Annotated in this window: 23 protein-coding genes; 17 read left to right on the plus strand and 6 right to left on the minus strand. The window is 38.0% G+C overall.

The window, feature by feature from the left end; genetic code table 11:
- Positions 1-242 (minus strand): transposase (locus BUA16_RS13365; protein WP_178338883.1); only part of this gene is annotated, 242 nt, incomplete at its 3' end.
- A gap of 154 nt (positions 243-396) precedes the next feature.
- On the opposite strand from BUA16_RS13365, the gene BUA16_RS13370 reads away from it, so the two are divergent.
- From BUA16_RS13370 to BUA16_RS13390, 5 genes are all read left to right on the plus strand, one after another.
- On the plus strand, positions 397-987 hold the full coding sequence (locus BUA16_RS13370; protein WP_084668506.1) for a LytR/AlgR family response regulator transcription factor: 591 nt from the start codon (positions 397-399) through the stop codon (positions 985-987).
- A gap of 141 nt (positions 988-1,128) precedes the next feature.
- Complete coding sequence (locus tag BUA16_RS13375) at positions 1,129-1,362, plus strand: hypothetical protein (RefSeq protein ID WP_072765264.1); 234 nt, start codon at positions 1,129-1,131, stop codon at positions 1,360-1,362.
- 69 nt (positions 1,363-1,431) lie between these two features.
- Positions 1,432-3,465: a tetratricopeptide repeat-containing sensor histidine kinase gene (locus BUA16_RS13380; RefSeq protein ID WP_072765265.1), complete on the plus strand. Its 2,034-nt coding sequence runs from the start codon at positions 1,432-1,434 to the stop codon at positions 3,463-3,465.
- Between the two features lie 48 nt (positions 3,466-3,513).
- Positions 3,514-4,182: a response regulator gene (locus tag BUA16_RS13385; RefSeq protein ID WP_072765266.1), complete on the plus strand. Its 669-nt coding sequence runs from the start codon at positions 3,514-3,516 to the stop codon at positions 4,180-4,182.
- 193 nt (positions 4,183-4,375) lie between these two features.
- Positions 4,376-5,035, plus strand: coding sequence for a hypothetical protein (locus BUA16_RS13390; protein WP_072765267.1), 660 nt, complete (start codon positions 4,376-4,378; stop codon positions 5,033-5,035).
- A 71-nt stretch (positions 5,036-5,106) separates the two neighbouring features.
- Here BUA16_RS13390 and glyA read toward each other — a convergent pair whose 3' ends face one another.
- Positions 5,107-6,381: a serine hydroxymethyltransferase gene (gene glyA, locus BUA16_RS13395; protein WP_072765268.1), complete on the minus strand. Its 1,275-nt coding sequence runs from the start codon at positions 6,379-6,381 to the stop codon at positions 5,107-5,109.
- A gap of 113 nt (positions 6,382-6,494) precedes the next feature.
- Between glyA and fahA the strand changes: the two genes are divergently transcribed.
- Both fahA and BUA16_RS13405 read left to right on the plus strand, forming a co-directional pair.
- Positions 6,495-7,784, plus strand: a complete 1,290-nt coding sequence (fahA, locus tag BUA16_RS13400; RefSeq protein WP_072765269.1) for a fumarylacetoacetase — start codon at positions 6,495-6,497, stop codon at positions 7,782-7,784.
- Positions 7,785-7,898: 114 nt separating this feature from the next.
- The gene (locus BUA16_RS13405; protein WP_072765270.1) at positions 7,899-9,086 is read left to right on the plus strand and encodes a hypothetical protein; all 1,188 of its coding nucleotides are present in this window, start codon (positions 7,899-7,901) and stop codon (positions 9,084-9,086) included.
- 167 nt (positions 9,087-9,253) lie between these two features.
- On the opposite strand, the gene ytxJ is transcribed toward BUA16_RS13405, so the two are convergent.
- Positions 9,254-9,649 carry a bacillithiol system redox-active protein YtxJ gene (gene ytxJ, locus BUA16_RS13410; protein ID WP_072765271.1) on the minus strand — a complete coding sequence of 132 codons (396 nt, stop codon included), beginning with the start codon at positions 9,647-9,649 and terminating at the stop codon, positions 9,254-9,256.
- A gap of 163 nt (positions 9,650-9,812) precedes the next feature.
- On the opposite strand from ytxJ, the gene clpB reads away from it, so the two are divergent.
- Together clpB and BUA16_RS13420 are read left to right on the plus strand one after the other, a co-directional pair.
- Positions 9,813-12,413, plus strand: coding sequence for an ATP-dependent chaperone ClpB (gene clpB / locus BUA16_RS13415; protein WP_072765272.1), 2,601 nt, complete (start codon positions 9,813-9,815; stop codon positions 12,411-12,413).
- 109 nt (positions 12,414-12,522) lie between these two features.
- Positions 12,523-13,119 carry a TetR/AcrR family transcriptional regulator gene (locus BUA16_RS13420; RefSeq protein WP_072765273.1) on the plus strand — a complete coding sequence of 199 codons (597 nt, stop codon included), beginning with the start codon at positions 12,523-12,525 and terminating at the stop codon, positions 13,117-13,119.
- A 467-nt stretch (positions 13,120-13,586) separates the two neighbouring features.
- Here BUA16_RS13420 and BUA16_RS13425 read toward each other — a convergent pair whose 3' ends face one another.
- Positions 13,587-14,489 carry a PorP/SprF family type IX secretion system membrane protein gene (locus BUA16_RS13425; protein WP_072765274.1) on the minus strand — a complete coding sequence of 301 codons (903 nt, stop codon included), beginning with the start codon at positions 14,487-14,489 and terminating at the stop codon, positions 13,587-13,589.
- Positions 14,490-14,584: 95 nt separating this feature from the next.
- Here BUA16_RS13425 and BUA16_RS13430 point away from each other — a divergent pair, with 95 nt between their 5' ends.
- The gene (locus BUA16_RS13430; RefSeq protein WP_072765275.1) at positions 14,585-15,115 is read left to right on the plus strand and encodes a SixA phosphatase family protein; all 531 of its coding nucleotides are present in this window, start codon (positions 14,585-14,587) and stop codon (positions 15,113-15,115) included.
- On the opposite strand, the gene BUA16_RS13435 is transcribed toward BUA16_RS13430, so the two are convergent.
- Positions 15,112-15,879 carry a DUF6503 family protein gene (locus BUA16_RS13435; RefSeq protein WP_245795567.1) on the minus strand — a complete coding sequence of 256 codons (768 nt, stop codon included), beginning with the start codon at positions 15,877-15,879 and terminating at the stop codon, positions 15,112-15,114. The two genes, BUA16_RS13430 and BUA16_RS13435, sit on opposite strands and share 4 nt — an antisense overlap.
- 91 nt (positions 15,880-15,970) lie before the next feature.
- On the opposite strand from BUA16_RS13435, the gene smpB reads away from it, so the two are divergent.
- A complete protein-coding gene (gene smpB / locus BUA16_RS13440) occupies positions 15,971-16,432 on the plus strand; it encodes an SsrA-binding protein SmpB (RefSeq protein ID WP_072765324.1) in 462 nt (153 codons plus the stop codon).
- 25 nt (positions 16,433-16,457) lie between these two features.
- Here smpB and BUA16_RS13445 read toward each other — a convergent pair whose 3' ends face one another.
- A complete protein-coding gene (locus tag BUA16_RS13445; protein WP_072765325.1) occupies positions 16,458-17,099 on the minus strand; it encodes a protein-L-isoaspartate(D-aspartate) O-methyltransferase in 642 nt (213 codons plus the stop codon).
- 368 nt (positions 17,100-17,467) lie between these two features.
- On the opposite strand from BUA16_RS13445, the gene BUA16_RS13450 reads away from it, so the two are divergent.
- The 6 genes from BUA16_RS13450 (at position 17,468) to miaA (ending at position 23,230) form a co-directional block, all read left to right on the plus strand.
- Positions 17,468-18,427, plus strand: a complete 960-nt coding sequence (locus BUA16_RS13450; protein ID WP_072765277.1) for a Gfo/Idh/MocA family protein — start codon at positions 17,468-17,470, stop codon at positions 18,425-18,427.
- Positions 18,428-18,439: 12 nt separating this feature from the next.
- Entirely contained in the window at positions 18,440-19,327 is an 888-nt protein-coding gene (locus BUA16_RS13455; protein ID WP_072765278.1) for a 3-hydroxyacyl-CoA dehydrogenase family protein, read from the plus strand.
- Positions 19,328-19,389: 62 nt separating this feature from the next.
- Entirely contained in the window at positions 19,390-20,043 is a 654-nt protein-coding gene (locus tag BUA16_RS13460; protein WP_072765279.1) for a YggS family pyridoxal phosphate-dependent enzyme, read from the plus strand.
- Between the two features lie 71 nt (positions 20,044-20,114).
- Positions 20,115-21,482: an exonuclease domain-containing protein gene (locus tag BUA16_RS13465; RefSeq protein WP_072765280.1), complete on the plus strand. Its 1,368-nt coding sequence runs from the start codon at positions 20,115-20,117 to the stop codon at positions 21,480-21,482.
- A 3-nt stretch (positions 21,483-21,485) separates the two neighbouring features.
- Complete coding sequence (locus tag BUA16_RS13470) at positions 21,486-22,325, plus strand: ion transporter (RefSeq protein WP_072765281.1); 840 nt, start codon at positions 21,486-21,488, stop codon at positions 22,323-22,325.
- The gene (miaA, locus tag BUA16_RS13475; protein ID WP_072765282.1) at positions 22,322-23,230 is read left to right on the plus strand and encodes a tRNA (adenosine(37)-N6)-dimethylallyltransferase MiaA; all 909 of its coding nucleotides are present in this window, start codon (positions 22,322-22,324) and stop codon (positions 23,228-23,230) included. The genes BUA16_RS13470 and miaA overlap by 4 nt, the downstream gene beginning before the upstream one ends.
- Positions 23,231-23,411: the final 181 nt, after the last annotated feature.

Genomic DNA, 23,411 nt, shown 5'->3' on the forward strand with positions numbered 1-23,411 from the left:
GCATCCTCATATCCCTGCATCAGCATAAATACGCGTTGCTTTAAAAGTTTCTCTATCGTATGGGTGACTAAGATGGGATTGCGACTATCTGGAATAAATTTACTGAAATACCTGATTAACTTGTGTTCCCGCTCTATTTTCTCCAGTAAAACCAGAGAACCATCAGAACTTATTTCTTCTGCAGAAAAATCTACGGAAATTGATTTTTTACCTCGGTAGAAAACTGTATTTTTAGTACTCAAAATTGGGTGATTTTAGTGTTAGTAAAGATGCCTGTAAGCTCTTTAAATATAACACTTTACACCCAATTTTACTATATACCCATGAATTATCCGGGTTAATTGTGTGGGTATTGCCAATAACAGTATCGAAGGCCTTAATGGTATTTTAAAAAAAATGCCCCATATAGTTTTCATTCATTTGAACGAATCGGCCCACGAGTATTTCCATATGATGGCAGAATTACATCAATACATAAAGAAACTTCCGTTGTTTATAGCCGTTTCAAAAACCAAGGAATACGCCTATGAAGCAATAAAATCGCAATGCTATGACTACTGGCTGCTTCCTTACAATGAATATGACATTCGTAAGTCTCTTTTTAAACTGAATTTGAAATTAGGAGAAGAACAAAAACCACCAACTCTATTATTACAATCTTATAAGGATTGCCGCTATCTAAATACAGAAGAAATTGTGTATTTACAAGCTGATAATAATGCTACTGATTTCTATATGGTAGACGGCAGTATTATCAGTGCTTACAAAACCTTAAAGACCTTTGAGAACAATTTACCTGAAAACTTCATTAGGATTCATCAAAGTTTTATTATCAATATCAGCTATATCTCTAGAATAAATTACGGAAAAGGCATTTGCACCTTAAAGCACAATAAACACCAGCTTCCCTTTTCAAAAACCTACCGAAACAATATTGAATTCTTAAAAAAGACCCTATCCAAAAACACCATTTCGACCTTAAACTAATCGAATCCTCTCAGAGTACAACCACTCACTATCAAACAGATAGCATTCACCAAAGATCCTTTCGACAAATATTTTTGACGGTACCGCTTTCCTAGTTTCGTAATAGAAATTTAAAGTACTAACCCCCAAAAATATAGTAGGATGAACAAATTAGCTGGAATTTTCGGAATAGCCATAATAACTCTTGGTTTGGCTGAAACACCTCAAAAACCCTCCTTAGAAAGTCAACCGCCTTTGTTTCAAGAGACAGAAAACACGATCGCTACCGACGGTGACGATGTGCCGATTGACAGAAGGGACCGACCAAACACCATCCTCGCTTTCACGGACGGTGACGATGTACCGATTGACAGAAGGGAGCGACCTACCGTATAACATTTTTTAGCTAAAATGTAAACCCCTGAACATTCTTGTTCAGGGGTTTTTATTTATCTTGTGCTCCATATGGACGCTAAGATTTTACATCCTTTTTATTACGGTTTATTTTTCCTGTGTGTATTACTTTTCAACGGATGCAATCGAAAAAACGTTCTAAAAGATAATTCAGAGGTATCCAATAAAACGGATAGCGTAAAAATAATATTAGACAACCTTACCCCTAAAAGCCTTTCTTCGGACCTAAAGAAGGCATATTATCTTGCTCTTACCGAAAAGGACGACAGTGTTAAAAGCAAACATTTTTCTTCAATTTCATATGAGTTTTCATTTCTCAATGACTCCCTTTACTTTAGGCGTGCCAACAAACTAGCCATACAGATGGCTAAAAAAGTACAGGATTCGACCTCTTTAGCTAATAACTATTGGGACCTGGCATCATTTTTACAAAACACAGTATTAGTAGACAGTTCCTACTATTATTATTCGGAAGCCCTAAAAATATATAACCGTACAAACAATAAATTTTCGGCTGCACGAATGCTGTACAACATGGCTGTCATACAATCTAACGCCAAGGATTATACCGGAAGTGAAATCACCACCATTCAGGCAATCGAACTATTAAAACCGTTGCAAAAAAACCTAAACCTTTATTTTTGCTATAATAATTTAGGGTCTGTAGCCAATGCCCTTAAGGAATATGATAAAGCCCTTGATTACTACGACAAATCCTTATATTATTTAGAAAAACACCAACCATCAAGCGACCTAAGATACAAGTCTTTTAACAATACGGCTATGGTTTACCAAGAAATGGGAAACCACCAAAAGGCTATTAGTTTATTTGAAAAAATTATTCACCGCGACAGTATTTATTTTAAGGACACCAAGTTATATGCGCTTGCGTTATCGAACTATGCCCAAAGCAAAAACAAACTCGGCGACACCACAGGGGTACTCCCCCTTTTGCAGAAAGCCTTAAGGATCAAGGACAGTATCGGAGAGTATAACAGTTTAGCGATTACCAACTTTCAATTATCCGAGTATTATTTAGGGATAAATGACACTGCTACTGCCTTACAATACGCGTTACAATCAAAGTCTATTGCAAAACAAAGCAATAACAATATGCGTTTATTAGAAACTTTAGAATTACTATCCAAGATAGATGCACACAATTCGCTTTATTACACCCAACAGTACATCGACTTAAATAATAGCTTACAACTTGCAGAACGGGCTGTACGTAATAAATTCACTAAAATCCGCTTTGAAACCGATGAATTTATTGCCCAAAACGAATTATTATCCCGTCAGCGTCAACTATTATTAGGTATTTCGGTCGCCATTCTTCTCTTAGCCGGATCGACCCTTGTAATTTTGGATCAACGAAGAAAAAACCAAAAATTAAGGTTCGAACAGCTTCAGCAACAAAAGAACCAAGAGATTTTTAACCTGCTACTTACCCAAAACCAAAAAGTAGAGGAAGGCAAACAATTAGAAAAAAAACGAATTTCGGAGGAATTGCACGACGGAATAATTGGAAAACTGTTTGGCACAAGACTGATTTTAGCCTCACTTAATAGTAAAACGGACTCCGAGATAATAGAAAAACGCGCCGAATACATAAAAAGCTTACAGAATATAGAGGAGGAAATCCGCACAATTTCGCACGAATTAAACAAGGCTTCCCAAGAAAAAATACATAACTTTATAGTATCTATTGAAGAATTAATTCATTCGATCCAAGAATCTTCTAAAATCGAATGTGATTTTAAGTATGATCAAAGCATGGCTTGGGACCAATTGAAGGGAGAAATTAAAATTAACATATACCGTATTATACAAGAAAGTTTTCAAAACTGTATAAAACATGCCCAGGCTAGTCGAGTCGAATTATCCCTTATTAACCAAAAAGGCACATTAAAGATTGTAATACAGGATAACGGAATTGGTTTTAACACCAAGAAAAGCAAAAAAGGGATTGGCCTTAAGAACATACATTCTCGTCTAAAAAAACTAAATGGACACTACACAATTGAAAGTAGCGATAAACAGGGTACCGAGCTTACGGCCACTATCCCATACCGGCTTGACTAAGTTTAACAATAGTTCTAAAAAACATCCTCGACAAACAAGCTATAGATAATGAAGACGATACGAATACTAGCTGTAGATGATCATGAAATGATTACTACCGGATACAAATACATTTTAGAAGCTGCTGAATTTGATGACTTCAAGATAAAGATGGAGACCGCCAACTCTTATGAACTTGGAGCACAGAAAATTATGGACTCGGCCCGCTCCTTTCTTTTTGACCTCATATTATTAGATATTCAATTAACGCCCTCTCAAGAAAAAGAACCTCACTCTGGTGAAGAGTTAGGGTTGTTAGCGAGAAAGCTTGTCCCCGACTCCAAACTTGTTTTTATGTCGTCCTTCAGTGACAATTACAGAATTAACAGCATTCTAGAAAATGTGAATCCTGAAGGTTATATGGTAAAATCCGAGGTAGACGAAAAATCATTGATCGCCATGGTTAAAACCGTAACTACCTGCCCTCCTTATTACAGTCAGAAAGCCCTAGTTGCTATTAGAAAAAAAGTAGCGAACGACCTCATTTTAGACAACAAGGACAAAAAAATCCTTTACCATATCTCTATTGGCACCAAAACCATTGATATCGTAAACTATGTAAACCTTTCCCTCGCAGGCATAGAAAACCGAAAAAGACAACTTAAAGTTGTTTTTGGAGTAGAAAAACAAAACGATATGGCCTTAATTACCGAGGCTAAGAACAGGGGGTTCCTATAGTCTCTAGATAGCCATATTCCATTATTTCCGACAAAAACATCCCTTACCTGCATTTTATCTATTATGTTTTCGATAAAAAACATTGCCCCAAAGCAAAACCTTAGTTTTTTTAAGGTTTTCATTAGGTTCAAAATTAAAAATTAACATAATTTTGAAATTCGGTCATATAAAAATATAATATCCCAAGACGCCTATGTTATCAGAAGACTTTTTCAACAACCCCAAGACGGAATATAAAAGTATACAGCATATAAAGGGTCTAGATACTTTTAAAAAACAATTAGAAAAGTATTTTTTCTCGGACATCAATATTCACAATTATGGAACGGCTCAAAGTGCCGCAAAATTGGTGATAGAGATCGAATGTAACTTTGGCCTTAGCGAGGCACTTCACCACTTAAATCTCAGAAATAGAAACAATGAAGGCACTGTAATAAACAGCAAAAAAATCACTTTTTTCTTCACTTGGGTTTTAAAAAAATTAAAACAGGCAAATAACTTTCCTATAGATATTTCCGAAGTCACTATCTTTTTTGATGACACTACCTTATTAATTTCTAAAATTTACGACCAAAGTATTCCCGAACAGTTAGACGAAATCTTCAATAAACTTATTGAACACAGCGCCCACTACACCAACAGAGGAACCGTTGTTCCTTTTGAAATTTTTATTCCTGTTTTTGAAGACAAAACCGCCTTCGAATATATTTCATCAGAAAAAATAAGCTCTAAAACTAGTATGGATTATTATAAATATTGGGGAATTTACGGGGAAAGAACCGAGGAATGTGTCGTTTACAATTTAGAGACAAAAAGCATTATTATCGGGGATATCAATGTACTTACACCTTAGAAAAAACGTTAAAAAACAAAAAAACCAATAGCAGTGCTATTGGTTTTTTTTATACCTCCTTCTTAATGCTGTTAAGCGTTAAACAAGGCTCTTTCGTTCATTAAGGCATTTACCTTTTCTCTTACTTCGTCAATAAGGGTTTCATCCTCAGGATTCATAAGTACTTGATCGATAAACTCTACAATAGTTGCCATTTGATCTTCCTTAAGTCCTCTAGTGGTAATTGCAGCAGTACCAAAACGTATTCCTGAAGTCACAAAAGGAGACTTGTCGTCAAACGGAACCATGTTTTTGTTTGCGGTTATATCTGCTTTTACCAAGGCTTTTTCCGCATCTTTACCCGTGATGTTCTTATTTCTTAAATCGATAAGCATCATGTGGTTATCTGTACCACCAGAGATAATTTCATATCCTTTTGCTACAAAAGCCTGCGCCATCGCTGCCGCATTTTTCTTCACCTGTAACATATAGTGCAAGAAATTATCGCTAAGTGCTTCTCCAAAAGCAATTGCCTTAGCAGCAATAATGTGCTCTAATGGTCCTCCTTGGTTTCCTGGAAAAACTGCTAAATCTAATAAAGCCGACATTTTTCTAAGGCTACCATTATTCAATTTAATTCCAAATGGATTATCAAAATCTTCACCCATTAATATAAGACCACCTCTTGGTCCTCTTAAAGTTTTGTGGGTTGTAGTGGTAACAATATGACAGTGTGGAATTGGATCGTTTAATATTCCTTTTGCAATTAATCCAGCAGGATGAGAAATATCTGCCAATAAAATAGCCCCTACGCTATCGGCAATTTCCCTAAACCTTTTAAAGTCCATATCCCTTGAATAGGCAGATGCACCTGCTATAATCAACTTTGGCTGTTCTTTAGTAGCTATTTCCTGAATTTTATCATAATTCAACAAACCAGTTTCTTTATCGACCCCGTAAAACACAGGATTGTAAAGTCTACCAGAAAAATTCACCGGAGATCCATGAGTAAGGTGTCCTCCATGAGAAAGATCAAATCCAAGAATGGTATCTCCAGGTTTTAAACACGCATGGTAAACAGAAGCATTGGCCTGTGAACCAGAATGAGGCTGAACATTTGCATAAGCAGCACCAAATAATTCTTTTGCTCTATCAATGGCAAGTTGTTCTATCTCATCTACAACTTCACAACCGCCATAGTACCGTTTCCCTGGATACCCCTCGGCATATTTGTTGGTCAAAACAGATCCGGCGGCTTCCATTACTTGTTCGCTGGTAAAGTTTTCTGAAGCTATAAGTTCAATCCCGTTAATCTGGCGTTCCTTTTCCGCCTCTATTAGTTCAAAAATTTGATTGTCGCGTTGCATACTCTAAAAAGATTCTATTAATGAGGCGTAAAAATACAAATTACAGAGCGTTAATTGGAAGAAAATAATATATTTGATAAGATATTTATCAAATACAACTAAACAGACCAAAGATGCCACTACTCACAAATAGTCCAGAAAAAAAAACTTGGCTCCATGTGCCTGCAAATTCTGACTTTCCGATACAGAATATTCCTTTTGGAGTTTTCTTGACCCGGGACGATATCATTACCATAGGTACTAGGATAGGAGATTATGCGATTGACTTAGGCGCATTGCACCAGTTAGGTTATTTTAAAGGCATTCCGTTAACCGAGGATATCTTTTTACAAGACACTCTTAACGACTTTATATCTGATGGAAAAAAGACTTGGCGCTTGGTCCGAAACAGAATCAGTGAAATATTTGATATCAAAAATGAACAATTAAAGAATAACGAATCGCATAAAAATATTGTTCTTTTTACCTTGGACGAAATAGAAATGCAACTTCCGGTACACATCGGGGACTACACCGACTTTTATTCTAGCAAAGAACACGCCACCAATGTAGGCAAAATGTTCCGGGACCCTGAAAACGCACTTCTCCCGAATTGGCTACATATCCCTGTAGGCTACCACGGCAGAAGCTCTTCTATAGTCCCAAGCAATACTCCAATTAGAAGGCCTATGGGACAAACCATGCCCCAAGGAGCCACACAGCCTGTTTTTGGACCTTCCAACGCAGTCGATTTTGAATTGGAAATGGCTTTTATTACCACCGATGCCAACCTTTTGGGCGAACAAATTTCTGTTGCAGAGGCCGAGAATTATATTTTTGGCATGGTACTCTTTAATGACTGGAGCGCACGGGATATTCAGAAATGGGAATACGTACCTTTGGGCCCGTTTTTAGCCAAGAACTTCGCCTCTTCCATCTCTCCTTGGATCGTTACCCTAGACGCCTTAGAGCCATTTAGAGTAGCTAGTCCAAAACAAAATCCAGAACCCCTGCCCTACTTGCAACAAACAGGAAAAAGAGGTTTCGACATTAATCTAGAGGTTTCCATAACCCCTGAAGGAGCAGCCCCTACCATTGTTTCCAAGTCTAATTTCAAACATATGTATTGGACCATGGCTCAACAATTGGCCCATCATACAGTAAACGGATGCAATGTAAATAGCGGTGATATGATGGGAAGTGGCACCATTTCCGGTCCTACTCCGGATTCCTACGGCTCTATGTTAGAAATTACCTGGGGAGGCACGAAACCAATAGTGCTTTCCGACGGTAGCAGCAGAACATACATTGAAGACCAAGACACCGTTACCTTTACCGGATATTGCTCTAAAAACGGGAGCCGTATTGGTTTTGGCGAAGTATCAACCAAGTTATTGCCCGTCAATCAAAACAAGAAAAAGTAAGCAAGGCAAAACAATTACTTCTTTATATACTAATATTAATTGTACAGCGTTTTTTCATAAAGTATTTTTGGCACAACCTTTGGTTACGCTTAAAAACACCTAAAATGCATCGTTATGAAAAAAACTTTACTATTATCATTACTTTTTTTAACTTTCCTTTCCTGTGGCGGGGTTAAAAAAACCCAAGAGGCTCTTAATTTGGGGAATTACAGAAACGCGATAGATAATGCTTTAAAGAATCTGGCAGAAAACAAAACAAAAAAAAGCCACCAGCCCTATATACTTCTTTTAGAAGAAGCGTATAAAAAAAACACGGAAAGAGAACTTCAAGAAATTGCATTTTTAAAAAAAGATGGAAATCCAGCCAATTTGGAAAGTATTTTTAACAGCTATAATAACTTAAAGGCCATTCAACAAAGAATCAAGCCCTTATTGCCACTTAGACTTTACGAAGAAAATAGAAACGCTAAATTTTCATTTAAAAATTATGATGAAGAAATACTAGCGGCAAAAAGTCAATTCTCAGAGTTTTTATACGCTAGTGCCACCGAGGCCCTTAATACAAGTTCTTCGAAATTTGAGTATAGAAAAGCTTATGAAGATTTTAGGTATTTAAACGAAATAACCCCAGGATACAAGGATACTAGACAAAAAATTGAAGAAGCCTACAACAAAGGCTTAGACTACGTACAAGTGGTCATGACAAACGATTCTGAACAAATTGTTCCTGCCAAACTTGAAAGCGATCTTTTAAATTTCAACACCTATGGTATAAATGATATATGGACCGTTTATCACACCTCCCCAATAAAAGATATTTCCTATGATTATGAAATGCAGCTTGCTTTTCGCGAAATCAATATTAGTCCAGAACAAGTTAGGGAAAAAGAAAGCTCTATAGAAAAACAAGTAATCGATGGATACAAATATGCCGAAGATGCTCAAGGCAATATATTAAAAGATAGTTTGGGCAATAAAATTAAGATTGATAAGTTTAAAACGGTGAAATGCAATTTTTATCAATTTACACAATTCAAAAAAGTACAGGTTGTTGGCAACGTAAGTTTTTTAGATTTGCACACTCAGCAACAACTTAACTCCTACCCCCTAGTTAGCGAATTTGTTTTTGACCATGTCTATGCCAGGTACGACGGTGACAAACGAGCTTTAGAGAACGAATTGATCGACTTACTTAAAGTTAGCGCCGTAAGCTTTCCTTCGAACGAACAAATGGTCTATGACGCTGGAGAAGACCTGAAACTAAAATTAAAGAGCATTATATCACAACACAGATTTTATTAAAAAAGCACTTAACCATGGGTTATGAGGTCTAAGATTTCATAACCCATAATTCCTGCCTTTCTTCTCCTTTCTTCCTACCTACATTTACTTTCTTAGGCTTGGCAATTGCATGCAGAAGAACATTTTTATTTGGCCTTTAGTATTCCATTAAAAACGAAGGTAGATCCTTAAATATACTTTTGTAAGGAAAGCTGTGAAATTGCACCGTGCGACTCATGAGCTACCACAACCTCATTTTTAATAATTAACAACTGGGGAGATTCGTGGATAATTTGAAATTTGTACCCCACTTCATTGGAGACTTCCCTAAAACGAAGTAGATCTAAATAGTACAGATCCACACTATTCTCGGGCATATCATAAGCCTCTTTAAACCGTTTCATAACCATACTACTAATACCGCAAGTCGTAGAATGCTTAAAAATAACCTGCGTTTTTTGCAGTGATTTTTCTTTAATTTCATCTAACTGTTCCAAAGAGGTCAGAGGAATCCAAGGCAGCTCTTTTGCTTCTCGTTTTTCCTGAATATTTTTATTCCCAAATAAATTATTAAACAATCCCATTTCGTAACTTTATATTTATATTGTTCAGCTTCTAAAACACCCCAGACATTATGTCTTGCTTTACAGGAGGTTACCTGACGTTTTGTCTTACCGGCTCCATTGGTAAGGTTGTTGCCATTAACATTTCAAAAATAGTCAATAACATTATAAAAAATACCACTATATGAACTTTAACAACTTTACCATAAAATCGCAGGAGGCAGTGCAACAGGCACAACAGATTGCTCAAGGCCTGGGACATCAGCAAATAGAAAACGAACATGTTTTTAAGGCTATTTCTGAAGTTGAAGAAAACGTTTTGCCGTTTATACTTAAAAAATTAAATGTAAACACTGCGCTTCTACAACAAATTTTATCCAAAGAGCTAGAAAGCTTCCCTAAAGTTTCTGGTGGAGAAATCATCTTTTCCAGAGAAGCGGGAAAAGCATTAAATGAAGCCGGTATTATAGCCAAAAAGATGGAAGACGAATACGTTTCCATTGAGCATCTTTTATTGGCTATTTTTAAGTCTAAAAGCAAGATTGCCCATATCCTAAAAGATCAAGGGGTTACGGAAAAAGACCTTAAGGCCGCCATAGCAGAATTGCGAAAGGGGGGAAAAGTCACCTCCCAAAGTGCTGAAGACACTTATAACTCCTTAAACAAATACGCTAGGAATTTAAATGCCCTAGCCGATTCTGGAAAGCTCGATCCTGTCATAGGGAGAGATGAAGAAATTAGAAGAGTATTACAGATTTTATCCCGCAGAACCAAAAACAACCCCATGTTGGTTGGGGAGCCTGGGGTAGGTAAAACCGCCATTGCAGAAGGGTTGGCCCATAGAATTGTTCAGGGCGATATTCCCGAAAACCTCAAAGAAAAGACTATATACTCCTTAGACATGGGGGCTTTAATTGCTGGAGCCAAATATAAAGGAGAGTTTGAAGAACGATTAAAGGCGGTTATCAAAGAAGTGACCACTTCGGATGGTAACATTGTCTTATTTATAGATGAAATTCACACCCTCGTCGGTGCCGGAGGCGGACAGGGTGCCATGGATGCCGCCAACATCCTTAAACCAGCATTGGCCCGTGGAGAACTGCGCGCCATTGGAGCTACTACCCTAGACGAATACCAAAAGTATTTTGAGAAAGATAAAGCCCTAGAACGCAGGTTCCAGAAAGTTGTCGTTGACGAACCAGACACCGAAAGCGCCATAACCATTCTAAGGGGCATTAAAGAAAAATATGAAGCGCATCATAAGGTGAGAATTAAGGATGACGCGGTAATCGCAGCCGTCGAACTCTCGCAACGGTATATCACCAATAGGTTTTTACCAGATAAGGCCATTGACCTCATGGATGAGGCTGCGGCCAAACTACGCATGGAAATAAATTCAAAGCCCGAAGAATTGGATGTTTTGGACAGAAAGGTGATGCAACTCGAAATTGAGATTGCAGCAATTAAACGAGAAAACGACACCTCTAAATTAAAGGTGTTAAACGAAGATCTAGCGAACGTCAAAGAACAACGTAATGAGATTTTTGCCAAATGGGAAAGCGAAAAAACGGTCGTCGATGATATCCAAAGGACTAAAAATGACATCGAAAACTTCAAGCTAGAAGCTGAACGTGCCGAACGTAACGGCGATTACGGCAAGGTTGCCGAAATCCGGTATGGCAAAATAAAAGAGGCCCAGGAGAAATTAGAAAAACTTCAATCCGACTTAGACACTCAACAACAAGGAGAAACCCTTATTAAAGAAGAAGTTACCCATGAAGACATTGCCGAAGTTGTGGCCAAGTGGACGGGCATACCAGTTACTAAAATGTTACAAAGTGAACGCGAAAAACTATTGCGTCTAGAAGATGTACTCCACAAACGAGTTGTAGGACAAGAAGAGGCGATACAAGCCGTTTCTGACGCCATAAGGCGAAGCAGAGCAGGTTTACAAGACAGCAATCGCCCCATAGGCTCTTTCCTGTTTTTAGGCACTACAGGTGTAGGGAAAACAGAATTGGCTAAAACCTTGGCCGCCTATCTCTTTGACGATGAAAATGCCATGACCCGAATTGATATGAGCGAATACCAAGAACGTCATTCTGTAAGTAGATTGGTTGGAGCACCTCCAGGGTACGTAGGTTATGACGAAGGTGGACAATTAACGGAAGCAGTTCGAAGAAGACCTTATTCCGTGGTACTTTTAGACGAAATAGAAAAGGCTCACCCAGACACCTTTAACGTGCTGCTACAGGTCTTGGACGAAGGGCGACTGACCGATAACAAAGGTAGGGTAGCCGATTTTAAGAACACCATTATTGTAATGACCAGCAATATGGGAAGCCATATTATTCAAGAAAAATTCGAGGTCACCGAAGATACCTATAGTGCCGCAGAAACAGCAAAGGTAGAAGTAATGGGCCTGCTTAGGAAAACTATACGCCCCGAATTCCTGAACAGAATAGACGATATTATAATGTTTACGCCACTAAGCAAAGAACATATCCGCGAGATAGTACTTTTACAATTAGAACATCTTAAAAAACTGGTAGCCAAACAACAAATCAATATCAATGTTACCGATGAAGCTATAGATTATTTGGCAGATAAGGGATATGAGCCGCAATATGGTGCCCGCCCTATTAAAAGAGTCATCCAAAAAGAAGTTTTAAATAACATTTCTAAAGAACTGCTCGGCGGAAAAATCCATGCTGGTAGCGGCATCCTAATTGACTCCTTTAGTGACCAATTAGTATTTAGAAACGACACAACAGTGACAAAGTAAAAACAGCAACTCCAAAAAGGACGTTTTTTTTATAAAGAACGTCCTTTTTTTTGCTATTTTTAAATACCATACAGTATAAAAATCTATATTAGCATAAAACTGTAAGTATATGTCTACTAAAGCAGAAAGAACCACCGCTTATATTATTGAAACCGTAGCGCCTATTTTTAATAGACTTGGTTATGTAGGAACCAGTATGAGTGACCTTACTGAAGCCACAGGCCTTACAAAAGGTGCCATTTACGGGAATTTTGAAAATAAAGATTCCTTGGCCCTTGCCGCCTTTGAATACAATAGCAAAAAACTTCTTCGAGAGATTGACGAGAAATTGAATACTAGTGGCACTTCAATTCAAAAATTATTTGTGCTGACCAATTTTTATCGTCACTACGATGTTTTTATAGAAGAACTGGGAGGATGCCCCATTCTGAATGTTGGCATAGATGCCAACCATAATAATTCCCAATTATTAGCAGCAACCAAGGAGACCATTAAAACAATAGAAGGTAAAATTGCCTTGGTCCTAGAAAATGGAGTCAACAGCAGTGAGGTGAAATTACCGGTAACACCGCTTCAATTTTCCAAGCAATTATACACCATGATACAAGGAGCTGTTGCCATGGCCACAATCACCGGAGACAGAAAATATTTATTAAATACACTAGCTTATTTAGATCAGTTGATAATTAAAGAGATTAAAGTGTAACGGCTTTAACTAGGCCTTCCTCCTAAAGACCGATTTTTTTTTTGACTTACCTTTTATAAAAATGATTATCTCGGACTTGTTCTGCCTTCCTTAAGCTAGAGAACTGTCCAAATAAACACTGTGATCAATATTTGCTGCTCTTTAAAAGAATCTTGGCCCCATTCTTTTGATTTAAAACAAGGGCATGATTTTTAACCACAGATCAACTAGTAATCAAACCTAACTATTACGCCGTCTTATGTAGTAATCCCTTCATAATAAATACTTAGAAATAACAGCTTGCTCTGCGCTTTTTTATTGGTTATACTTACTGAAGTATCATGTGGCAGAAGGGCCTCCTTTTATCCTTCTGATTTATTATCGGAAATACTCCTTCTACAGCTACCTGATTCTTTGTTTGTCGTTAACAGTCAGTTTTTATGTTCTTTGGGATTTATTTTCAACCTCTATTCCAATGCCAGCATTTCCTACTGTCCAAACCCAAAAGCTGTAACAATCTCAAAACTTGGATCTTTTCCCTTCATGCGACTATCGACACCAAATTCAACCAAAGCACCCACAAAAAATCGTTTTAAAAACACTCCGCCTACACCTCCTGAAGCACCATAAAAACTATTATATCCGCCTTGTAGCCAAAACTTTTCGGACTTCAATATAACTCCTAATCCCAATTGGGATTCATCATTTGCTGTGGTTTTCAGGTATACCATGGGCTCAAGAAGTGTTTTCTTTCTATCGAAAATAGAAACCGGAATGTGATAACTGGCTACCCCTAAATATATTCTTTCTTCTTTTCTGGTATGTAATTCCCGATCTGAAAAATTATAATCAAATATATTTTCAGATGTAAAACCTATACTGAATCCAGCCATGGCAAACATTACTCCTGGGGAAAATTGTACTATAAAATCATCCGAGGTTTTTAATTGAGGCAAAGAAATATCTGGATTGGGAGGAAAGAAATGATCGGCAAATGCACTTTTATATCCCATTACATTCACTCCAAACGCCACTTGGATCTTAGCGGCCAAATTAAAAGAAAAGGCATAATTCAACATCCCTCCCGTATTTAAAAACACCCCTGTATTATGCTGTAGCAAGCCTACTCCCATTGCCGAACTAGTGTTTAACTGCCTGGTATAGTTTAAATAAAAAGTAGTTGGATTACCATCTATATGTTGCCATTGGTAACGGGACCAATACGCAATAGTATTACGGTTTTCGCTTTTCAATGAGTGCGCCGGATGGAGGAGACTGGAATTAAATAAAGATAAATTATGATGCCGTAAGTCTTGGGGTAATTCCACTACTTGTGCATACGACACTACTGTCATTAACAAAAAAGAATATAAAATACACTTTTTCAACATATACAAAAGAACAAAAACGATGTGTAAGGAATACTATTTTAGTGTATTTTTAGTTAAAATTATATAATCCTAGGACAGAACGAACATACTTTACAATGAAGACCTTAAAACTCCTATTCATCCTTTCTATCTTCTTCAGTGCAATTAGCTGTAAAGAAGAACAAAAACCAATAGAAATTCCTATCCAATCGGGCATTTCCACCTTTTACTTTATAAGGCATGCCGAAAAAGACCGCAGCGATCCAGAGAACAAGAATCCAGAATTAAATCAGGAAGGACTGGGAAGGGCTATTAAATGGGCCGAGGTTTTGGATCCTGTAGCCATAGACGCTATTTATAGCACCGATTTTAAAAGAACTACTATGACCGCGGCACCCACAGAAATAAAAAAGAACCTAACACTTCAGCCGTATAGTTTATCTAACTTAGATATAGAGGCTTTTAAAAACGATAATTTAGGAAAAAATGTATTGGTAGTAGGCCACAGCAACACCATTCCCGATTTTGTAAACCAAATGCTAGGAGAGCAAAAATATCCGGCCATGGACGACTATGACAATGGAAGTCTCTTTATTGTTCGGATAATAGACGGGATACCGACTGATATCCGATTAAAAATTGATTAGGGCGAGGTATTAACCGAAATGTTTTCCAATTCTATTTTAGAAAGCAACTGTAATTTTCCTTCTTGATACAAACGATCCACATCATCAAAAGAAACTTCTTGGCCATCTGTTTTTAAGTTTTCGTAATCTACGAATCGAATCCCGTTCACATACCGTTCATTATAAGCGACCCTAAACCTGGTCCCACCACCATTTACATGAAACTTATAGGCCAAATAATCGGCCTTAAAAGATTGCTTGTTAAACCAATACAGGTATACATCATCAAAATCGTCTCCTCCGCCTTCTTGATCGAAGGTTACTTTTACTTTATAATATTCCTGAGCTCCAATTGTCACCTCGCCCATCAACTCTTTGTTAACGGCACTATCATTAAGCCCATAGGGTAAAAAGGCAAAATAATGCACAGAATTCACAGAATTAGAATACAAGGTAGCCAAGGAATCCGTCAAAGGCACTTCCTGGCCATGAATGAATCGTCTAAACCCCTTAGTGTCTCTTATATCGATGATGGTATCGGAATCTTTCTTGCGAATTCTTTTAAGAATCCGTTTCCCTTTCTGCCATTCCGACCTATACAGGAGGTCTCTAAATTCAAAGGAAACATCACTAGTTTTATACAAGGGCCCGCCACTTGCTAAAATAGCCTTATCTACAATCTCCTGGGCTGTTAAAAGCTCTTTGGTTTTGTCTTTACAACCAACCAAAAAGAGACCTACAAACATAAAAAACACCCCCCTCATGACTTTTATTTTTAATATCATCGCAAAAACCTCAAATTTAAATAAAACATTCTTTAGATTCTGATTTATCTAAATGGTAAATCACAGAATTGTTCCTATTTTTGTCAAACCTATGCAGAAAAAAGTAAACATAAAAAATAAAAGAGCTAGATTCGATTATGAAATTCTAGACACCTATACGGCCGGAATCGTTTTATCGGGTACCGAAATAAAATCTATCCGTGAAAGCCAGGCTTCTATTTCGGAAAGTTTTTGTGAATTCAACGATCGGGGTGAGTTATTTGTAATTAACATGCAGGTCGATGAATATTCACACGGAACGCATTACAATCACAAACCTAAAGCCGAACGAAAACTTTTGCTTCAGCGCGGTGAATTAAAAAAGTTGGAAAAAGAGGTAAAGAATTCGGGCCTCACTATAGTACCCTTAAACCTATTTGTAAACGACCGTGGACTTGCCAAGATAAATATAGCTTTGGCTAAAGGAAAGAAACTTTATGACAAACGAGAGACCATTAAGGACAGGGACAACAAAAAGAACCTAGATCGGATTAAAAAAAGTTTTAACAACTAATATAGGCTACAACTTATTTGTAGCCTTAGTTCTTATCTTCCAATAAAGGAACAAATCTAAAGGAACCCAATTCTTTCTTTTCAAATTCTTTAGCCGATTTACGTACAAAAAGGGTCATAATTTGTTCATCTACACCTACCGGAATTACGAGCCTACCCCCTATTTTCAGTTGTGCCAACAAAGGATTGGGAACAAACGGGGCTCCGGCTGTCACAATAATACCGTCAAAAGGTGCTTCTTCGGATAAGCCTTTGTAACCATCTCCAAAAATGACGCTTTTTGGCCTATACCCCATCTTGTTAAAAAAGATGTTGGTCTTCTTAAACAATTCTAATTGGCGTTCTATGGTATACACCTTTGCTCCTAACTTTAATAAGACAGCTGTTTGATAACCACTTCCGGTGCCTATTTCCAATATTTTATGATTTGGCTGGACCTCCAAAAGTTCCGATTGGAAAGCAACGGTATAAGGCTGTGAAATTGTTTGATCGGCCCCAATCGGAAAGGCTTTATCCTGATAGGCATGATCCTCAAAACTGCTATCGAGGAACAAATGTCTGGGGATAGTACGAATCGCATTTAATACACTTTCATTGGCAATTCCTTTTTCGATAAGGACATCTACCAATTTATTGCGCATTCCTCTATGTTTTAGGGTATCTTTCACAAGGTTTATTTTGGCTACTAAGGTAAAATTGAATTGAAATAAAACAAAATATAAATGCCGCAATCTAAGCCTTTCAGACATATATACGTACTATATTTTGCAAATATTCGCCTAAGGGTCATTTCCATCCCTAAGGTCCGGATCAACCATCTATCAGCCTAAAAACAACGGACGATCCTCTTTCTTAACAATCGCACTGTTGTCCAACACCTTAGCAACACTAGTACACAGAACAAAACACAAGGTCCCCTTAATGTTATTAGGAACAACCTTACACCTCGCCAATAATTCAAATTTAAAGGCCGAACTTTTTCCATTTAAGACCAAAGAATAATAAACTATCCCTATTTTTGAAGAAAACTAAAACTATGCTAAAAGTTGGCGTCCTAGGAGCAGGACATTTAGGAAAAATACACCTCCGATTACTCAATCAATCTACAAAATATACATTAGTCGGTTTTTACGATCCGGATGCCATTAATGGAAAAAAGGTAGCAGCAGAATTCGGGTATGAATATTTTGACAATATAAATACATTGTTGGATGCTGTAGATGTCATAGATATTGTTACCCCTACCTTGTCGCATTTTGATTGCGCAAAAAAGGCCATAAAAAAGGGGAAACACGTTTTTATAGAAAAACCCATTACCAACACCTTAGAAGAAGCAGAAGAACTCCTTGCTTTAGAATTAGAATATGGGATTAAAGGACAAGTAGGTCACGTAGAACGATTTAATCCGGCTTTTATGGCGGTGAAAGATAATATCGACAGCCCTATGTTCATTGAAACGCACCGATTGGCCGAATTTAATCCGAGAGGAACCGACGTCCCAGTGGTTTTAGACTTAATGATCCATGATATAGATGCCATTTTAAGTGTGGTAAATTCCGAGGTAAAACAAATTAACGCTAGTGGTGTATCAGTGATCAGTAATTCACCAGATATCGCCAATGCCAGGATTGAATTCGAAAACGGATGTGTCGCCAACTTAACGGCCAGCCGAATTTCCTTAAAAAACATGCGTAAATCGCGCTTCTTTCAACGGGACGCCTATATTTCGGTAGACTTCCTAGAGAAAAAAGTAGAAGTTGTTAAGATGAAGGAAGCTCCGGAAGTAGCAGGAGATTTTGATATGATTTTACAAAATGCCGAAGGCGTGAAAAAACAAATCTATTTTGAGAATCCCGAGATCCCGGGCAACAATGCCATATTAGATGAATTGGAAACTTTTGCCGATGCCATAAATAACGATACTACTCCGGTAGTAACCCTTACACAAGGAACCCAGGCATTGCGAGTAGCCCTACAAATTATTGCATCCTTTTAAAAAAACAGGAGTATGAAGAATATTGCAGTTATCGGTGCCGGAACGATGGGAAATGGAATTGCCCATGTATTTGCCCAATATGGATACACTACCAACCTAATCGATATTTCACCAACATCCTTAGAAAAAGGCGTGGCTACTATTGCCAAGAATTTGGATAGAATGATCGCAAAAGCCGTCATCTCTGAAGAAGAAAAGGCAAAAACCCTCGCAAAAATAAGTACCTACACGGACTTAGAGCAAGGGGTGAAAAATGTTGATTTAGTAATAGAAGCGGCCTCCGAAAATCTGGCCTTGAAATTAAAGATTTTCAAGGAACTCGATATTCTTTGTGAGCCTAAAACCATTTTAGCCACCAATACCTCCTCCATTTCCATTACACAAATAGCGGCTGCTACCCAGCGGCCAGACAAGGTTATCGGGATGCATTTTATGAATCCTGTACCCATCATGAAACTGGTAGAAATCATTCGCGGGTATAGCACTTCCAATGAAGTCACCGAATTAATTATGGCATTAGCCCATAAGCTCGACAAAACCCCTACGGCCGTAAACGACTATCCTGGTTTTGTTGCCAATAGAATATTAATGCCAATGATAAACGAGGCCATTGAAACCCTGTACAACGGTGTGGCCGGAGTTGACGAGATAGACACGGTAATGAGATTGGGCATGGCACATCCTATGGGACCATTACAATTGGCCGATTTTATAGGACTCGACGTTTGTTTATCAATATTAAACGTTATGTACGACGGGTTTAAAAATCCAAAATACGCCCCTTGTCCATTATTGGCAAACATGGTTATGGCCGGCAAGTTGGGCGTAAAGTCTGGGGAAGGGTTTTACGATTATGCTGCCTCGCGCAAGGCAGAAACCGTCTCCAAACAATTTCAATAACCAAAACATCATGTAGCGTAGGACGGTCGCCCTACCACAATTAAAATTTTACAATACAAAACATGTCTGTTAAAGATAATCTTAGAATCATAAAGGAGTCTCTTCCGGCCCATGTCACCTTAGTGGCCGTTTCCAAAACCAAGCCAATCAGTGATATTCAGGAGGCCTATGCTGCAGGACAACGAATATTTGGCGAAAACAAGATACAGGAAATGACCCAAAAATGGGAAGTCTTGCCCAAGGACATCGATTGGCATATGATTGGTCACGTGCAACGCAACAAGGTAAAATATATGGCAGAATACGTGTCATTGATTCACGGGGTAGACAGTTTAAAACTTCTTCAGGAAATTAACAAACAAGCTAAAAAACACCAACGTGTTATTCCATGTTTGCTTCAATTTCATATTGCCGAGGAAGCTAGCAAGTTTGGGTTTGACGAGGCAGAATTCAACGATCTTATTACCTCCGAAAACATATCGGCTCTGCAACATATTAAAATAGTCGGCTGTATGGGAATGGCGACCTTTACAGAAGACCAGCATCAAATAAGAAGGGAGTTTAGAACCCTTAAAGCCCTATTCGATCGGGCTAAAATAAAATTCCCCGAAATATCTACCTTATCTATGGGAATGAGTGGCGACTATCAGATTGCTATTGAAGAAGGCAGTACGATGGTACGACTAGGGAGTAGTATATTTGGCTCCCGAAAATAGCCCTTCTACAACCCTTAGACTTGCAAGGGGAATACCTATATTTGTTTTAAATTTGAATCATAGCAGCATACATGTACGTTATACTTGACATAGAAACCACCGGCGGAAAATATAATGAAGAGGGGGTTACGGAAATTGCAATCCATAGATTTGACGGACATCAGGTTGTTGATCAATTTATAAGCCTTGTTAATCCCGAAAAAGAAATTCAGCCTTTTGTTGTAAAACTTACCGGAATCAACAACAATATGTTACGGACAGCCCCTAAATTTCACGAGGTAGCCAAACGCATCGTAGAGATTACCCAAGACGCGGTCATCGTAGCACATAATGCCCAGTTCGACTACCGTATTCTAAGAACGGAATTTAGAAGACTGGGGTACAATTTTGAACGAAAAACGCTTTGCACTGTAGAACTGTCCAAACAATTGCTGCCCGATGCCGACTCTTATAGTCTGGGGAAATTAGTGCGTTCGCTCGGAATCCCTGTCAGTGATCGCCACAGGGCCAACGGAGACGCTTTAGCGACCTTGCAACTCTTTAAGCTATTGTTATCCAAAGACTTGGACAAAACCATCATTAAGAGCGTCCTAAGAAGTGAAAACCAAGGAGAACTATCGCCTAGGCAATTGGATATTATAGATGGGCTTCCCTCAGAAACCGGAATGTACTATTTGTACAACAAAGATGGAGACCTAATATTGTTGGGAAAAAGCAGTAATATTAAAAAAAGGGTCAACCAATATTTTACCAGTAATGGCAGCCGAGCTAAAAAAATTCAAAAAGAAACCAAGAGTGCTACTTTTGAAAAAACAGGCAATGAGTTGATAGCTCTTTTAAAAGAAAACGCCGAATTAACAAGAAACAAACCCAAATTCAATACATTTTCTAAAAAGAGGTTGTTTTCCCATGGCTTGTACAAGGTGGTCAACGAACATGGCTATATAACAATCCAAGTGGCCAAAATAGCGCCAAGAACAAAACCCATTACTACTTTCAACAGTGCCCTGGCAGCAGAGAATTTCCTGTATAAACTAAGGGACGAATTTAGCCTTTGCAATAAGATCAATGGCTTGTCCCAGGCAAAAAACCACTGTTCGCATTACGATGAGCAAGCTTGCTACGGTGGATGTATTCAAAAAGAATCACCTGAAAGTTACAACCAAAGGGTACAACAGGCCATCGATAGATACAGTTTGTCCGGAAAAAACATTTTAATCACCGATAAAGGACGAGAATTAGGAGAACGCAGCGGAATATTAATTAAGAATGGTGTATTTAAAGGCTTAGGCTTTTTTAATTTAAACCATCAAATTAATAATAACCATATCTTAGAGTCCATTATTACTCCCATGAAGGCGAACCCTAATAGTTCTTACCTCATAGAATCATACCTTCGAAAAAAAAGAGTTTTAAAAATTATAGATATAAATTTTTAAATTTTGAAAACACAGCAAGCAAAAAATAAATGGATTGCAAAGCTTCATGAAGTCATTTATGGTACCCATACTCCTGCCGGGAGGCTTTTTGACATCATATTATTGGTTATAATTGTCTACAGCGTTATCATTGTAATGCTAGAGAGTGTACCTTGGATTGACCAACATTACCACAAATTCCTAAATTACTCCGAGTGGGTTGTTACCATTTTATTTTCCATTGAGTATATCCTGAGAATCATTTCTATCCGACAGCCCAGGAAGTACATTTTCAGTTTTTTCGGTATCGTCGATTTTCTTTCTACCATTCCAAAATACCTTTCATTATTCTTAATTGGATCCCAATATTTAACGGCCTTTAGAATATTGCGATTGCTAAGAGTTTTCCGAATTCTTAAATTGGTTCGTTTTGTCGGCGAGTCTAATAATTTGATCAGGGCATTAAACGCTAGTAAGACAAAAATATTTGTATTCGTATTTTTTATCGCCGTGATATCTATTTTATTAGGTACCGTAATGTATATTGTCGAGGGCCCTGATAATGGTTTCAATAGCATTCCACACAGCGTATATTGGACTGTTGTAACCCTAACCACCGTAGGCTATGGAGATATTTCCCCACAAACCCCTTTAGGGCAATTCATAGCCACTATTGTCATGATCATCGGTTATGGCATCATTGCCGTTCCTACCGGGATTGTATCGGCCGAATACGCCTCAGGAATGAATACGGCAAAAAAAATGGATGCTGGCAGAGCTTGTACCGAGTGCGGCTCGGAAATATTACGTGCCGATGCTCATTACTGTAGGCAATGTGGGAATAAATTGAGAGAAGAAGAATGAAAGAAAAAGTATTAATTTCTATAGTTGGTCCTACTGCGATCGGCAAAACAAAACTAGCCATTGCTTTGGCACAACATTATAAGACCGCTATCATATCTGCCGATTCCAGACAGTTTTTTAAGGAAATGACCATAGGAACCGCTGTTCCATCGAAAGAGGAGTTGCAGGCTGCCAAACACTATTTTATTCAGCACAAAAGTATTTTTGAAGAATACTCGGTTGGAGATTTTGAAAGGGATACTCTTGAATTGTTGGCTGAAGTATACGAAACCAATGATATTATTATCATGGTGGGCGGCAGCGGACTATATATTGACGCGGTGGTCAAAGGGCTAGACTCTTTCCCCGAGGTTTCTCCAGCCATACGGGCCGAACTAAATATAACCCTGGAGACAGAAGGTATTGCTAAACTACAAAAGTTATTAGAGGAATTAGATTTTGCCTATTATCAAAAGGTTGACATTAACAATCCGCATAGGCTTATTAGAGCTTTGGAGATCTGCCTAGGAACAGGACTACCCTACTCGTCATTTTTAAACAAGAAGAAAGAACCTCGTCCCTTTAAAACCATTACAGTAGGCATTAAAGCCGAAAGGGAGGTCATTTACGACCGAATCAATCAGCGCGTAGATCTTATGATGAAGGAGGGCTTATTGGACGAGGTGAAGCCTTTATTAGAACATCAAGCCCTAAACGCGCTACAAACCGTAGGGTACCGGGAACTTTTCCGTTATTTAAACGGTGAAATTCCGCTAGAATTTGCAATTTCCGAAATCAAGAAAAACACTAGGAGGTTCGCAAAACGACAAATGACCTGGTTTAACAAAAAGACCGATACTATTTGGACTACCCCAACAGAACAAATTGAAGATCTTATTGTTAAAATAAATCAAGAATTAGTATAGCGGAAGGTTATCTTATCGACTTTAATTCGCCTTATTATTTTAGCGGTAACACTCAAAAACCAAAACCTTTACAAGAGAGGAAAAATCGCAGTGGTTCTTTGCCAAAAACACATAAAACTGCCCATTGGGAATTGTTTTTATTTTTTTAATGAAACCTATGGCGCTAAAAGCCCTTTTCCTG

Origin of the sequence: Arenibacter nanhaiticus (assembly GCF_900141935.1) — a bacterium.
GTDB classification, from domain to species: Bacteria; Bacteroidota; Bacteroidia; order Flavobacteriales; family Flavobacteriaceae; genus Arenibacter; species Arenibacter nanhaiticus.